Annotated in this window: 14 protein-coding genes; 13 read left to right on the top strand and 1 reads right to left on the bottom strand. The window is 73.0% G+C overall.

The features are described 5' to 3' along the window. Window positions 1-30: 30 nt before the first annotated feature. The 8 genes from ABT034_RS17910 (at window position 31) to ABT034_RS17875 (ending at window position 8,523) form a co-directional block, all read left to right on the top strand. On the top strand, window positions 31-1,140 hold the full coding sequence (locus tag ABT034_RS17910; protein ID WP_351216163.1) for a quinone-dependent dihydroorotate dehydrogenase: 1,110 nt from the start codon (window positions 31-33) through the stop codon (window positions 1,138-1,140). Further along, window positions 1,137-1,982 (top strand): orotidine-5'-phosphate decarboxylase, encoded by an 846-nt coding sequence (pyrF, locus tag ABT034_RS17905; protein ID WP_351216161.1) that lies wholly within the window; start codon window positions 1,137-1,139, stop codon window positions 1,980-1,982. The genes ABT034_RS17910 and pyrF overlap by 4 nt, the downstream gene beginning before the upstream one ends. Window positions 1,983-2,313: 331 nt before the next feature. Continuing rightward, window positions 2,314-2,637: an integration host factor gene (locus ABT034_RS17900; RefSeq protein WP_030204477.1), complete on the top strand. Its 324-nt coding sequence runs from the start codon at window positions 2,314-2,316 to the stop codon at window positions 2,635-2,637. A gap of 73 nt (window positions 2,638-2,710) precedes the next feature. Beyond that, entirely contained in the window at window positions 2,711-3,283 is a 573-nt protein-coding gene (gene gmk / locus ABT034_RS17895) for a guanylate kinase (RefSeq protein ID WP_351216159.1), read from the top strand. Between the two features lie 30 nt (window positions 3,284-3,313). Beyond that, the gene (gene rpoZ, locus ABT034_RS17890) at window positions 3,314-3,586 is read left to right on the top strand and encodes a DNA-directed RNA polymerase subunit omega (RefSeq protein WP_005319902.1); all 273 of its coding nucleotides are present in this window, start codon (window positions 3,314-3,316) and stop codon (window positions 3,584-3,586) included. A gap of 111 nt (window positions 3,587-3,697) precedes the next feature. Beyond that, entirely contained in the window at window positions 3,698-4,909 is a 1,212-nt protein-coding gene (gene coaBC, locus ABT034_RS17885; RefSeq protein ID WP_351216157.1) for a bifunctional phosphopantothenoylcysteine decarboxylase/phosphopantothenate--cysteine ligase CoaBC, read from the top strand. A gap of 173 nt (window positions 4,910-5,082) precedes the next feature. After that, window positions 5,083-6,291: a methionine adenosyltransferase gene (gene metK / locus ABT034_RS17880; RefSeq protein ID WP_351216155.1), complete on the top strand. Its 1,209-nt coding sequence runs from the start codon at window positions 5,083-5,085 to the stop codon at window positions 6,289-6,291. Between the two features lie 93 nt (window positions 6,292-6,384). Then, window positions 6,385-8,523, top strand: coding sequence for a primosomal protein N' (locus tag ABT034_RS17875; RefSeq protein ID WP_351216153.1), 2,139 nt, complete (start codon window positions 6,385-6,387; stop codon window positions 8,521-8,523). A 90-nt stretch (window positions 8,524-8,613) separates the two neighbouring features. Here ABT034_RS17875 and ABT034_RS17870 read toward each other — a convergent pair whose 3' ends face one another. After that, a complete protein-coding gene (locus ABT034_RS17870; RefSeq protein WP_351216151.1) occupies window positions 8,614-9,132 on the bottom strand; it encodes a hypothetical protein in 519 nt (172 codons plus the stop codon). A 226-nt stretch (window positions 9,133-9,358) separates the two neighbouring features. Here ABT034_RS17870 and fmt point away from each other — a divergent pair, with 226 nt between their 5' ends. From fmt to ABT034_RS17845, 5 genes are all read left to right on the top strand, one after another. Then, on the top strand, window positions 9,359-10,291 hold the full coding sequence (gene fmt / locus ABT034_RS17865) for a methionyl-tRNA formyltransferase (RefSeq protein ID WP_351216149.1): 933 nt from the start codon (window positions 9,359-9,361) through the stop codon (window positions 10,289-10,291). A gap of 5 nt (window positions 10,292-10,296) precedes the next feature. Next, window positions 10,297-10,629 (top strand): hypothetical protein, encoded by a 333-nt coding sequence (locus tag ABT034_RS17860; RefSeq protein WP_351216147.1) that lies wholly within the window; start codon window positions 10,297-10,299, stop codon window positions 10,627-10,629. A gap of 59 nt (window positions 10,630-10,688) precedes the next feature. Continuing rightward, window positions 10,689-12,101, top strand: a complete 1,413-nt coding sequence (locus tag ABT034_RS17855; protein WP_351216145.1) for an RsmB/NOP family class I SAM-dependent RNA methyltransferase — start codon at window positions 10,689-10,691, stop codon at window positions 12,099-12,101. A gap of 148 nt (window positions 12,102-12,249) precedes the next feature. Continuing rightward, window positions 12,250-12,933: a ribulose-phosphate 3-epimerase gene (gene rpe / locus ABT034_RS17850; RefSeq protein WP_351216143.1), complete on the top strand. Its 684-nt coding sequence runs from the start codon at window positions 12,250-12,252 to the stop codon at window positions 12,931-12,933. A gap of 125 nt (window positions 12,934-13,058) precedes the next feature. Continuing rightward, window positions 13,059-14,108, top strand: a complete 1,050-nt coding sequence (locus ABT034_RS17845; protein ID WP_351216141.1) for a sugar-binding transcriptional regulator — start codon at window positions 13,059-13,061, stop codon at window positions 14,106-14,108. The last annotated feature ends 111 nt before the right edge of the window (window positions 14,109-14,219 follow it).

The raw sequence follows: 14,219 nt of genomic DNA, 5'->3' as shown, positions 1-14,219 counted from the left end.
CCTCTTCATGAGCACACCTGGACTCCCCGCATGTACAAGTTCTTCTTCGACCTCGTCTTCAAGCGCATGGACCCCGAGAAGGCCCACTACCTGGCCTTCCGCTGGATCCGTCTCGCCGCCCGCGTCCCGGTCCTCCGCACCTTCGTCGCCGCCGTCCTCGCACCCCGGTACGAGGAGCTGCGCACCGAGGCCCTCGGCCTCCGCATGCACGGCCCCTTCGGGCTCGCCGCCGGCTTCGACAAGAACGCCGTTGCCATCGACGGCATGTCGATGCTCGGCTTCGACCACGTCGAGATCGGCACGGTCACCGGCGAGGCCCAGCCCGGCAACCCCAAGAAGCGCCTCTTCCGGCTCGTCCCGGACCGCGCCCTGATCAACCGCATGGGCTTCAACAACGAGGGCTCCGCCGCCGTCGCCGCCCGCCTCCACGCGCGCGTACCGGTGTTCAGGACCGTCGTCGGCGTCAACATCGGCAAGACCAAGGTCGTCCCGGAGGCCGAGGCCGCCGCCGACTACGTGAAGTCGACCGAGCGCCTCGCCGCGCACGCCGATTACCTGGTCGTGAACGTCTCCTCGCCGAACACCCCCGGCCTGCGCAACCTCCAGGCCACCGAGTCCCTGCGCCCGCTCCTCACGGCCGTACGGGAAGCGGCCGACCGCACGGTGACCGACCGCCGCGTCCCGCTCCTGGTCAAGATCGCCCCCGACCTGGCCGACGAGGACGTCGACGCGGTCGCCGACCTCGCCCTCGAACTCGGTCTCGACGGCATCATCGCCACCAACACCACCATCGCGCGCGAGGGCCTCGGCCTGACGTCCGACCCGGCCCTGATCAAGGAGACCGGCGGCCTCTCCGGCGCACCCGTCAAGGAGCGCTCCCTCGCCGTCCTGCGCCGCCTCCACGCGCGCGTGGGGGACCGGCTGGTCCTCGTGGGCGTCGGCGGCATCGAGAACGCCGAGGACGCCTGGCAGCGCATCCTGGCCGGCGCCACCCTGATCCAGGGCTACAGCGCCTTCATCTACGAGGGCCCGTTCTACGCCCGCGCGATCCACAAGGGCCTCGCCGCGCGCCTCGCCGCCTCCCCGTACGCCACCCTCGCCGAGGCCGTCGGCGCCGACAACCGAAAGGCCGCCAAGTGACCCTCTCCTTCGGCACCCGTCTGCGCTCCGCCATGGACGAGCGCGGCCCGCTCTGCGTCGGCATCGACCCGCACGCCGCCCTGCTCGACTCCTGGGGCCTGACCGACGACATCGCCGGCCTCGAACGGTTCACCTTCACCGTCGTCGAGGCGCTCGCGGACACCGTGGCCGTCTTCAAGCCGCAGTCCGCCTTCTTCGAGCGCTTCGGCTCGAAGGGCATCGCCGTCCTGGAGCGCGCCGTCGCCGATCTGCGCACGGCGGGCGGCCTCGTCGTCATGGACGCCAAGCGCGGCGACATCGGCTCCACCATGGCCGCGTACGCCGAGACCTTCCTGCACAAGGACTCCCCGCTCTTCTCCGACGCGCTCACGGTCTCCCCGTACCTCGGCTACGGCTCCCTGAAGCCGGCCGTCGACCTGGCCCGCGAGTCCGGCGCCGGACTCTTCGTCCTGGCCCTCACCTCCAACCCGGAGGGCGCGGAGGTCCAGCGGGCGGTCCGCACCGACGACCCGGCCGGCCGCACGATCGGCGCGACCATGCTGGCCCACCTCGCCGCCGAGAACGCGGGGGAGACCCCGATGGGCTCCTTCGGCGCGGTCGTCGGCGCCACCCTCGGCGACCTGTCCTCGTTCGACCTGGACATCAATGGCCCCCTCCTCGCCCCCGGCATCGGCGCCCAGGGCGCGACCCCGGCCGACCTCCCCGCCGTCTTCGGCGCCGCGGTCGGCAACGTCGTCCCGAACGTCAGCCGCGGGGTCCTGCGGCACGGTCCGGACGCGGCCGCCCTGCGGGACTCGGCTCTCCGGTACGCGGACGAGATCCGCGCGGCCGTCGGCGCGTAACGGGCTCCGCGGGTAATCCGCAGGTCGGAGCCGGAGCGCCCTCGTTTCGGAGCTGTTTCGGCCCGGTGAGACGAACCGTCTCACCGGGCCGTCTCACTCCTTGACGAAAACTTGGCGCAAAACCGGGTCGTTATGCCGGAAAAGTCCCGGTCGGTCGATGCTGACCAGGACTTTTCCGCTGTTCTCGCTGACTGGAGCGGCCTCGGCCGCTAGTCTCCGGGGCAGAGCAGGCGTTCAACGCCCCCTGCGTTGTTCGTTGCTCCACTGGTGTGGGGCACTGGGTTCCTCACCGGTCCGTATCCGACAGATCGACATCCGAGGTGACGTAGGCGTGGCTCTTCCGCCCCTTACCCCTGAACAGCGCGCAGCCGCGCTCGAGAAGGCCGCCGCGGCTCGCCGGGAGCGGGCCGAGGTCAAGAATCGACTCAAGCACTCCGGCGCCTCCCTCCACGAGGTCATCAAGACCGGCCAGGAGAACGACGTCATCGGCAAGATGAAGGTCTCCGCACTGCTCGAGTCGCTCCCCGGCGTGGGCAAGGTCCGCGCCAAGCAGATCATGGAGCGCCTCGGCATCTCCGAGAGCCGCCGGGTGCGCGGTCTCGGTTCCAACCAGATCGCCTCCCTGGAGCGCGAGTTCGGCAGCACCGGCGCCTGATCCGGTGCCCGGTCCGGCTTCCGATCCGGGACATGCGTCCCGGGCACCCCGGTAGAGCTGGAATAATCGCTGCATGGCAGCAGAGGCACGTCCGCGGCTGACCGTGCTCTCCGGCCCCTCAGGGGTCGGCAAGAGCACGGTCGTCGCTCATATGCGCAAGGTCCACCCCGAGGTCTGGCTCTCGGTGTCGGCGACGACACGGAAGCCCCGCCCCGGCGAGAAGCACGGCGTCCACTACTTCTTCGTGACGGACGACGAGTTCGACAAGCTGATCGCCAACGGTGAGCTCCTCGAGTGGGCCGAGTTCGCGGGCAACCGGTACGGCACCCCGCGCGCCGCCGTCCACGAACGCCTCGACGCCGGCGAGCCCGTGCTCCTGGAGATCGACCTCCAGGGCGCGCGCCAGGTGAAGGACTCGATGTCCGAGTCGCAGCTGGTCTTCCTGGCCCCGCCGAGCTGGGAGGAGCTGGTCCGCCGCCTCACCGGGCGCGGCACCGAGTCGCCCGAGGTGATCGAGCGCAGGCTGGCGGCCGCGAAGGTCGAACTGGCCGCCGAGTCGGAGTTCGACACCACCCTGGTCAACACCTCCGTCGAGGACGTCGCACGTGAGCTGCTAACGTTGATGCTGTTGACTTCTGGGGAATGATCCCTGGTTCCCATCTTCGGAAGGTAGAGCGTGTCCTCTTCCATCACTGCGCCCGAGGGCATCATCAACCCGCCGATCGACGAGCTGCTCGAGGCCACGGACTCGAAGTACAGCCTCGTGATCTACGCGGCCAAGCGCGCGCGTCAGATCAACGCGTACTACTCCCAGCTCGGCGAGGGCCTGCTGGAGTACGTGGGTCCGCTGGTCGACACCCACGTCCACGAGAAGCCGCTCTCGATCGCCCTGCGCGAGATCAACGCGGGTCTGCTGACGTCCGAGGCCATCGAGGGCCCGGCTCAGTAAGCACGTAGCGCGTGTAACGCTTGTCACCACAGGCCCGGCGGAACATCCGCCGGGCCTGTGGTGTCTCATGAAGTCGTACGCATCCGATTCCCCAGGGGAGCTGTGACAGACGTGGCCGAGCCGAAGGTCGTTCTGGGCGTCAGCGGCGGCATCGCCGCCTACAAGGCGTGCGAGCTGCTGCGGAGGCTGACCGAGTCGGGTCACGACGTGCGCGTCGTCCCCACCGACTCCGCCCTCCACTTCGTCGGCGAGGCCACCTGGTCCGCGCTCTCCGGCCACCCGGTCTCGACCGAGGTGTGGGAGACCGTCCACGAGGTGCCGCACGTACGGATCGGCCAGGGCGCCGACCTCGTCGTCGTCGCCCCCGCCACCGCCGACATGCTCGCCAAGGCCGCCCACGGCCTCGCCGACGACCTGCTCACCAACACGCTGCTGACCGCGCGCTGTCCCGTCGTCTTCGCCCCCGCCATGCACACCGAGATGTGGGAGCACCCGGCGACCCAGGAGAACGTGGCGACCCTGCGCCGCCGCGGCGCCGTCGTCATCGAACCGGCCGTGGGCCGCCTCACCGGCGTCGACACCGGCAAGGGCCGACTGCCCGACCCGGCGGAGATCTTCGAGATCTGCCGGCGGATCCTCAGCCGCGGCGCCGCCGCCCCCGACCTCGCCGGACGCCATGTCGTGGTCAGCGCCGGCGGCACCCGCGAGCCCCTCGACCCCGTCCGCTACCTGGGCAACCGCTCCTCCGGGAAACAGGGCTACGCCCTCGCCAGGGCCGCCGCCGCCCGCGGCGCCCGGGTCACCCTCGTCGAGGCCAACACCGGCATCCCCGACCCGGCCGGTGTCGACGTCGTCCACGTCGGCACCGCGCTCCAGCTCCGCGAGGCCGTGCTCAAGGCCGTCGCCGACGCCGACGCGGTGGTCATGGCGGCCGCCGTCGCCGACTTCCGGCCGACCGTCTACGCCGCCGGGAAGATCAAGAAGAAGGACGACGGAGGCGCCCCCACCGTCGAGCTCGTCCGCAACCCCGACATCCTCGCCGAGCTCGCCGCCGACCGCGCCCTGCCGGGCCAGGTCGTCGTGGGCTTCGCCGCCGAGACCGACGACGTCCTCGCCAACGGACGCGAGAAGCTCCGCCGCAAGGGCTGCGACCTTCTCGTCGTCAACGAGGTCGGGGAGCGCAAGACCTTCGGCTCCGAGGAGAACGAGGCCGTGGTGCTCGCCTCGGACGGCGCCGAGACCCCCGTACCGTACGGTCCGAAGGAAGCGCTCGCCGAGACGGTCTGGGACCTGGTCCTGCCGCGACTGCGCGCCACGACCTGACGGGGAACAGACCGGAACGAGCCGGATTCACCCGCCCAGGGCATTCGCCAGGCGAGACACCTGGTCCATCGCCCGACCACGACCGATAGACTGTCCACGGAACGTCTTGGGGCGCAGCCCCCTGCCGGTCCGTCAACGAAGAGCCAGCAGCCGCTGCAACCCCAGGGAGCGTTGTGTCCCGTCGTCTGTTCACCTCGGAGTCCGTCACCGAGGGACACCCCGACAAGATCGCTGACCAGATCAGCGACACCATTCTCGACGCGCTGCTGCGCGAGGACCCCACCTCGCGCGTCGCCGTCGAGACGCTGATCACCACCGGCCTCGTGCACGTCGCCGGTGAGGTGACCACCAAGGCGTGGGCGGACATCCCGACCCTCGTCCGGAACAAGATCCTCGAGATCGGTTACGACTCCTCGAAGAAGGGCTTCGACGGCGCCTCCTGCGGCGTGTCGGTGTCCATCGGGTCGCAGTCCCCGGACATCGCCCAGGGCGTGGACACCGCGTACGAGAAGCGGGTCGAGGGCGATGAGGACGAGCTGGACAAGCAGGGCGCCGGCGACCAGGGCCTGATGTTCGGCTACGCGTCGGACGAGACCCCCGAGCTGATGCCGCTGCCGATCCACATCGCGCACCGGCTCTCCCGGCGGCTGACCGAGGTCCGCAAGAACGGCACCATCCCGTACCTGCGTCCCGACGGCAAGACCCAGGTCACCATCGAGTACGACGGAGACAAGGCCGTCCGTCTCGACACGGTCGTCGTCTCCTCGCAGCACGCCTCCGACATCGACCTGGAGTCGCTGCTCGCGCCCGACATCCGCGAGTTCGTCGTCGAGCACGTGCTCGCGCAGCTCGTCGAGGACGGCATCAAGCTCGACACCGAGGGCTACCGCCTCCTGGTGAACCCGACCGGCCGCTTCGAGATCGGCGGCCCGATGGGCGACGCCGGCCTCACCGGACGCAAGATCATCATCGACACCTACGGCGGCATGGCCCGCCACGGTGGCGGCGCCTTCTCCGGCAAGGACCCGTCCAAGGTCGACCGCTCGGCCGCCTACGCCATGCGCTGGGTCGCCAAGAACGTCGTCGCCGCCGGCCTCGCCGCGCGCTGCGAGGTCCAGGTCGCCTACGCGATCGGCAAGGCCGAGCCCGTCGGACTCTTCGTCGAGACCTTCGGCACCAACACCGTCGAGAACGAGAAGATCGAGAACGCCATCGCCGAGGTCTTCGACCTCCGCCCGGCCGCGATCATCCGCGACCTCGACCTGCTCCGCCCGATCTACTCCCAGACCGCCGCCTACGGCCACTTCGGCCGCGAGCTGCCGGACTTCACCTGGGAGCGCACGGACCGCGTGGACGCCCTCAAGCAGGCCGCGGGCCTGTAGGCACCTGCTGTACGCGACCGAAGCCCGGCACCCCCTGGGGGTGGCCGGGCTCCGCTCTGCCCGCTGTCGGTGGCGTCTGGTAGGTATGGGGCTGTGAGCAGCGAGAACGAGAGGTCCGAGGAACCCGCCGAGCCCGAGCAGCTCGCGCTCATCCGCGAGACCGTACGGAAGGCCAAGGTGCCGCGGGCCAAGCCGCGGACCTGGCGGGGGGCCGCCCTCGCCAAGGAACTGCCCGTGGCCCGGGTCGTGGTGGACAAGGGGTCGCTCCACCTCGACCAGTTCTTCGACTACGCGGTGCCCGAGGAACTGGACGAGACGGCACGGCCCGGCGTGCGGGTGCGGGTGCGGTTCGGCGCGGGCGCCCACCAGGTCAAGAACGGCCGGCGGGAGGGCGGACGGCTCATCGACGGCTTCCTCGTCGAGCGGCGGGCCACCTCCGACTACTCGGGTCCCCTTGCCGCGCTCGCCGACGTCGTCTCACCGGAGCCGGTCCTCGGCCCCGAGCTGCTCGGGCTCGCCCGCGCCGTCGCCGACCGGTACGCGGGAAGCCTGGCCGACGTGCTCACCCTCGCCGTGCCCCCGCGCAGCGCCCGCGCCGAGGGCCGCCTGTCCCCCGAGCCGCTGCCGCCGCCGAACGCGCCGGAGCCGGGGAGCTGGACGCGGTACGAGCGGGGGCCCGCCTTCCTGGACTCCCTCGCGAGCGGCGGGGCACCCCGGGCCGTGTGGAACGCGCTGCCGGGACCGTACTGGGCCGAGGAGATCGCCCGCGCCGTGGCCGCCACCCTCGCCTCCGGCCGGGGCGCGCTCGTCGTCGTACCCGACGGACGGGCGGCGGGGCGGGTCGACGCGGCACTCACCACGGTCCTGGGGGAGGGGCGGCACGCGCTGCTCACCGCGGAGGCGGGCCCCGAGAAGCGGTACGAACAGTGGCTCGCGGTGCGGCGCGGGGCGGTGCGGGCGGTCGTCGGCACCCGGGCGGCGATGTTCGCCCCCGTACGCGACCTCGGCCTCGTCGTCATCTGGGACGACGGCGACGGCAGCCACAGCGAGCTGCACGCCCCGCAGCCCCACGCGCGCGAGGTGCTGCTGCTCCGCGCCGCCCACGACCGGTGCGCCTTCCTCCTCGGCGGCACCGGCTGCACCGTCGAGGCCGCCCAGCTCGTCGAATCCGGATGGGCGAAGGCGCTGAACGCCGGACGGGAGCAGGTCCGCAGGGCCGCCCCGCTGATCCGGACCGTCGGCGACGGGGAACTCGCCCGCGACGAGGCCGCGCGCGCCGCCCGGCTGCCCTCGCTGGCCTGGCAGACCGTACGGGAGGGGCTGAAGACCGGGCCGGTGCTCGTCCAGGTGCCCCGGCGCGGATACGTGCCGAGGCTGGCCTGCGAGCGGTGCCGGACGCCCGCCCGCTGCCGCCACTGCGCCGGGCCCCTCGAGGCCCCCGAGCAGCGTGAGCTGCACTGCGGCTGGTGCGGCCGCGGCGCCCCCGACTGGCACTGCCTGGCGTGCGGCTCGACCCGGCTGCGGGCCCAGGTGGTCGGCGCGCGGCGGACGGCGGAGGAGCTCGGCCGGGCGTTTCCCGCGGTGCCGGTCCGGACCTCCGGGCGCGACCACGTCCTGGACAGCGTGCCGGGGCGCCCCGCGCTCGTCGTGTCCACCCCAGGCGCCGAGCCCGTCGCCGAAGGCGGCTACGCGGCCGCGCTGCTCCTCGACGGCTGGGCCATGCTCGGCCGACCCGACCTGCGGGCGGGCGAGGAGGCGCTGCGCCGCTGGATCGACGCGGCCTCGCTCGTACGGGGCCAGGCCGAGGGCGGCACCGTGGTCGTGGTCGCCGAGCCGACGCTCCGGCCGGTCCAGGCGCTGGTCCGCTGGGACCCGGTCGGGCACGCCCAGCGGGAGCTGGCCGAGCGGGCCGAGCTGGGCTTCCCGCCGGTCTCCCGGATGGCCGCGGTGACGGGCCCCCCGGAGGCGGTCGAAGGCTTCCTCGCGGCGGCCGGTCTGCCTCCGGACGCCGAGGTGCTCGGCCCGGTACCGCTGCCCGTGGTCCGACCCGGCGGCCCGCGCCGCCCCGGCGACCCGCCGCCGGGCGAGCAGTGGGACCGCGCCCTGGTCCGGGTCCCACCCGGCAGCGGCGCGGCCCTGGCGGCGGCGCTGAAGCAGGCGAGGGCGGGCCGGCTCGCGCGCGGCGGCGGGGACCCGGTGCGGATCAGGATCGACCCGCCGGACATCGGCTGAGGGGCGGGTGCGGGTTCGCGGGGGCCCGCCGGGTACGCGGGACGGCCGCCTGCCCCTGGTGGGGTGGGCGGCCGTTCGGGTGTGCCCGGGTCAGCCGTTGCGCGGGCCCGGGAAGGCCGGCGGGCGCGGGTCCTCGCGGAGGGCGGCGCTGCCAGAGGTGGGCTGCGGGGGCATCGAGCGGGCCGCGGGGACCGAGGGGATCGTGCGGGTCACGCCCGGCTCGACGATCGGGTCCTGGTCGACGACCGTGCCCGGCTGGGGCGCGCGGCGCGCACCGTAGCGGCGGTGGACGGCCTGCTTGGTGACGCCGAGCGCGGAGCCCACCGCGTCCCAGGAGAAACCGAGCGAGCGGTCGAAGTCGACCGCGGCGGTCACCAGGGTCTCGACGCTGTCCCGCAGCTCCTGGGCGAGACGTACGGTCGGGGCGGGGGCCCGCCCGTAGACGACGAAGCCCGTGGACGGACCGGAGCGGCGAGGGCGGTAGACATTGCCCAGCTGGGCCGTGAGCGTGCGCAGTGCGTCCACCTGCCGCCGGACCCGCTCGATGTCCCGCACCAGCAGGTGCAGACTCGCCCGAGCCTGGGCGTCGTGGGTTGCGTGGTCGGCCATGTGAAAGCCTCTCGAACCGGCATGTAAGGGGAAGGGCCGCAAGGGGAACGGCGACCCGATTCGGTCAATCTCTCTTGACCAACGCGCCACCAGGAGTTGGGTCACGCTGCGGGGGCGTACACGCATATGCGCGGGGCGCTCGTCCTCCCGTACGCCCCCTCCACAAGACCCCCCTAGACTGGTGCGCTGCCCGTAAAGCCCCCGGACAGACAGGCAGTCGCCACCCATGAAGCTCGTCTTCGCAGGCACCCCCGAGGTCGCCGTTCCCGCCCTGGACGCCCTGCTCTCCTCCGGCCGGCACGAGGTCGCCGCCGTGGTCACCCGGCCGGACGCGCCGGCGGGGCGCGGCCGGCGGCTCGTCGCCAGCCCGGTGGCCCAGCGGGCGGAGGAGGCCGGGATCGAGGTCCTCAAGCCGGCCAGGCCCCGTGACGAGGAGTTCCTTGCCCGGCTGCGGGAGATCGCGCCGGACTGCTGCCCGGTCGTCGCGTACGGCGCGCTGCTGCCGAAGGTCGCCCTCGACATCCCGGCCAGGGGTTGGGTCAACCTGCACTTCTCGCTGCTGCCGGCGTGGCGGGGCGCGGCGCCCGTGCAGCACTCGCTGATGGCGGGCGACCAGGTGACGGGCGCGTCGACCTTCCTGATCGAGGAGGGGCTCGACTCGGGGCCGGTCTACGGCGTCGTCACCGAGGACGTCCGTCCCACCGACACGAGCGGTGACCTGCTCACCCGGCTCGCGTTCGCGGGCGCCGGGCTGCTCGCCGCGACCATGGACGGCATCGAGGACGGGGCGCTCCAGGCCGTCCCGCAGCCCGTCGAGGGCATCACCCTCGCCCCGAAGATCCAGGTCGAGGACGCGCACGTCGACTTCGCCGCCCCCGCGCTCCGGGTCGACCGGGTGGTCCGCGGCTGCACCCCGGCCCCCGGCGCCTGGACCGTCTTCCGCGGCGAGCGCCTCAAGCTGATCCAGGTCACCCCGCTGCCGGACCGCACCGACCTCGCCCCGGGCGAGCTCGCGGTCGGCAAGAACAACGTGTACGCGGGCACCGGCTCGCACGCCGTCGAACTCCTCTGGGTCCAGCCCCAGGGCAAGAAGCCGATGAAGGCGGCGGACTGGGCCCGCGGGGTGCGGATCGCTCCTGGTGAGCGGCTGGGCGCGTAGCGGGGGTGCTGCCCCTTCCCGAGGGCTCCTGGTGGGACTGGGAGGTCCGCTCCTACGACGGCAGCCGGCTCACCCTGGCCGCCGGCCACGACCTCTCGTACCACCACGGGCTCGAAGTCGTCTTCACGGACACCCTCTACGTCCGGTGTCCGATGCACTTCATGGATCCGGAATTCCGCGCGCCCACGCCGGGGGAGCGTGCGGAGGTCGCCCGTCTCGTCGGAGCCGAGCCGCCCGTGCTCGTCGCCTTCGAGGCGGACGGCGGCGGCACCGAGCCGGCCGTGTGCCTGGTCGCGGCCGAGGACTGGGCGATCCGTCAGGGGCGTTTTCCCCGGTAGACGTCGGCAGACGTAGGCTTGGGGGGTTGGACCTCTTCTTTTCTTCACGCGGAGCACCTTTGAGCGAGCAGGCACGTCGCCGTCCCCCCAAGCCCTACCGGCGGCCCCAGAAGGACCCCGTCCGGATGCTCGCCTTCGAGGCGTTGAGGGCGGTGGACGAGCGGGACGCCTACGCCAACCTGGTGCTGCCGCCGCTGCTGAAGAAGGCTCGGGAGAAGGGCGACTTCGACGCGCGGGACGCGGCGCTCGCGACCGAGCTGGTGTACGGGACGCTGCGCCGCCAGGGGACGTACGACGCGATCATCTCCGCCTGCATCGACCGCCCACTGCGCGAGGTCGACCCGCCCGTGCTCGACGTGCTCGCGCTCGGCGCGCACCAGCTGCTCGGCACCCGGATCCCCACCCACGCCGCCGTCTCCGCCAGCGTCGAGCTGGCCCGGGTGGTGCTCGGCGACGGGCGGGCCAAGTTCGTGAACGCCGTCCTGCGGAAGATCTCGCAGCAGGACCTCGACGCCTGGGTGGCGCAGGTCGCCCCGCCGTACGACAAGGACCCCGAGGACCACCTCGCCGTCGTCCACTCGCACCCCCGCTGGATCGTCTCGGCGCTCTGGGACTCCCTCGGCGGCCCCCGCGCCGGGATCGAGGACCTCCTGGAGGCCGACAACGAGCGCCCCGAGGTCACCCTCGTCGCCCGCCCCGGCCGCTCCACCACGGAGGAGCTCGCCGCGGCCACCGAGACCCTGCCGGGCCGCTGGTCCCCGTACGCCCTGCGGATGGCCGAGGGCGGCGAGCCCGGCGCCATCGAGGCGGTGAAGGACGGCAGCGCCGGCGTGCAGGACGAGGGCAGCCAGCTCGTCGCGATCGCCCTCGCGAACGCGCCCCTCGACGGCCCCGACTCCCGCTGGCTCGACGGCTGCGCGGGCCCCGGCGGCAAGGCCGCCCTCCTCGCCGCCCTCGCCTCCGAGCGGGGCGCCTTCCTGCTCGCCTCCGAGAAGCAGCCGCACCGCGCCCGCCTCGTCGAGCGCGCGCTCGCGGGCAACCCCGGCCCGTACCAGGTGATCGCCGCCGACGGCACCCGCCCGCCGTGGCGCCCCGGCTCCTTCGACCGGGTCCTCATGGACGTGCCGTGCTCGGGCCTCGGCGCCCTGCGCCGCCGCCCCGAGGCCCGCTGGCGCCGCCGCCCCGACGACCTGGACGGCTTCGCCCCGCTCCAGCGCGCACTCCTCACCGAGGCGCTGAGCGCGGTGCGCGTCGGCGGTGTCGTGGGGTACGCGACCTGCTCCCCGCATCTCGCGGAGACCCGGGTCGTCGTCGACGACGTCCTGAAGAAGACCGGCGGCGCCGAGCTGATCGACGCCCGCCCGCTGCTGCCGGGCGTACCGGCGCTCGGCGAAGGACCCGACCTCCAGCTCTGGCCGCATCTGCACGGTACGGACGCCATGTATCTGGCGCTGATCCGCCGGACCGCCTGAGCGTTCGGGCGGTGAGTCCCACCGTCCGCCCGCAATCTCCCGGTCTGTACGGGTCACCGGCTCGTCGCTTCGTACCGAAAGTGGTCTGGACCGGTACCGAAACCGCTCGGCGGCAAAGAAGTACCCAAGAACGTGGGAGGCTTGGCCCATGGCGCAGATCTACCCCAGCATCCTGTCCGCGGACTTCGCCCGGCTCGCCGAGGAGGCGAAGGCCGTCGACGGGGCGGACTGGCTGCACGTCGACGTGATGGACAACCACTTCGTGCCCAACCTCACCCTGGGCGTGCCGATCGTGGAGTCGCTCGCCCGCGCGACCGACACCCCCCTCGACTGCCACCTGATGATCGAGGACCCCGACCGGTGGGCGCCCCAGTACGTGGAGGCGGGCGCCGGCTCGGTGACCTTCCACGTCGAGGCCGCTGCCGCGCCCGTCCGGCTCGCCCGCGAGATCCGGGCCAAGGGCGCGCGGGCCTCGATGGCACTCAAGCCGGCCACGCCCATCGAGCCGTACGAGGACCTGCTCCCCGAGCTCGACATGCTGCTGATCATGACGGTCGAGCCCGGCTTCGGCGGCCAGGCCTTCCTCGACATCATGCTGCCCAAGATCCGCCGTACCCGGGAGCTGATCTCCAAGCACGGTCTCGAACTGTGGCTCCAGGTCGACGGCGGGGTCGCCGAGTCCACGATCGAGCGGTGCGCAGAGGCCGGCGCCGACGTCTTCGTCGCGGGTTCCGCGGTCTACGGCGCGGCGGACCCCGCCGCCGCCGTCGCCTCCCTCAGGGCCCGCGCGGACGCCGTGACGGCCACCGCCCCCTGGGCGTGTGGCCACTGAGCCTCCGGCGGATGAACGCGGCCCGTCGGGCTGTGGACAGGACTGATCAAGGCCCGCCGGATCTGACAGGATGGAACGGCGAGCCCAGAGTGTGAACGTAAACAGCGGTACGTAAGCAGCGGTACGTGAACGGCAGTGAGGAGATCGCGGTGGCGGGTATGTCGGCGGGACGGTCAGCCCTGCGGATGGGCCCCGCGGAGCTGGTGCAGGCGGCGGCCATGGCCCGCCGCTTCTACCTCGAGGGCAAGTCGAAGATCCAGATCGCCGAGGAGTTCGGCGTGAGCCGCTTCAAGGTGGCCCGGGTCCTGGAGACCGCCCTGGAGCGCGACCTCGTGCGCATCGAGATCCGCGTACCGGCCGAGCTGGACGCCGAGCGCTCCGACGCGCTCCGCGCCCGCTACGGGCTCCGTCACGCCGTCGTCGTCGAGTCCCCGGCGGAGGGCGAGGACGAGTCGCCCGACCCGGAGAACCTCGGCGAGGTCGCGGCCGACCTCCTCGGCGAGCTGGTCGCCGAGGGCGACGTCCTGGGCCTGGCCTGGGGCCGCTCCACCATCCACATGGCGGCGGCCCTCGACCGGCTGCCCCCGTGCACGGTCGTTCAGCTCACCGGGGTGTACGACGCCGGGACCGCCGAGCGCGGCTCCGTCGAGGCGGTACGCCGCGCCGCCCAGGTCTCCGGCGGCGAGGCCCACCCGATCTACGCGCCGATGCTGCTGCCCGACCCGGCGACGGCGGCCGCCCTGCGCAGCCAGACCGGTATCGCGCGGGCCTTCGAGTACTTCGACAAGGTGACCGTCGCCTGCGTCTCCATCGGCTCCTGGGAGCCGGGCATCTCCACCGTCCACGACATGCTCTCCGACGAGGAGCGCGCCCACTACGCCTCGCTCGGCGTCGCCGCGGAGATGTCCGCGCACCTCTTCGACGCCGAGGGCCGCCGGGTCGGCCGTGACCTGGGCGAGCGCTGCATCACCGTCGAGGCGGACCGGCTGCGCCGTATCCCCGAGGTCGTGGCGATCGCGGGCGGGCAGCGCAAGGCGGCGGCGATCGGGGCCGTGCTCCGCTCCGGACTCGTCACCAGCCTGGTGACCGACCGGGCCGCGGCGGACTTCCTGCTCACCGACTCGAGCCCGGGCACGCACCCGGCCCTCGACCGGACGGACCCGGACGGCAGCTGAGGCCCCGACGGGGGTCGGACCGGGCCGACTGAGGGGGTCGGACCGGCCGACTGAGGCGGTGGCGGACCTGGGCCCGCTTGGGCGGTGTAGGCCCGTACCCGCTGAGGCGGC

Source organism: Streptomyces sp. NPDC002773, assembly GCF_040295605.1.
Taxonomy (GTDB): domain Bacteria; phylum Actinomycetota; class Actinomycetes; order Streptomycetales; family Streptomycetaceae; genus Streptomyces.
The sequence above is the reverse complement of the archived record's forward strand: the minus strand, read 5'-3'. Positions and strand labels throughout refer to the sequence as shown.

Bases quoted from the DNA above. Each gene is read 5' to 3' on its own strand.
- ABT034_RS17910 (WP_351216163.1), top strand. From the start codon at position 31: ATGTACAAGTTCTTCTTCGACCTCGTCTTCAAGCGCATGGACCCCGAG.
- gmk (WP_351216159.1), top strand. From the start codon at position 2,711: ATGGCAGCAGAGGCACGTCCGCGGCTGACCGTGCTCTCCGGCCCCTCA.
- ABT034_RS17870 (WP_351216151.1), bottom strand. From the start codon at position 9,132: ATGGCCGACCACGCAACCCACGACGCCCAGGCTCGGGCGAGTCTGCAC.
- fmt (WP_351216149.1), top strand. From the start codon at position 9,359: ATGAAGCTCGTCTTCGCAGGCACCCCCGAGGTCGCCGTTCCCGCCCTG.
- rpe (WP_351216143.1), top strand. From the start codon at position 12,250: ATGGCGCAGATCTACCCCAGCATCCTGTCCGCGGACTTCGCCCGGCTC.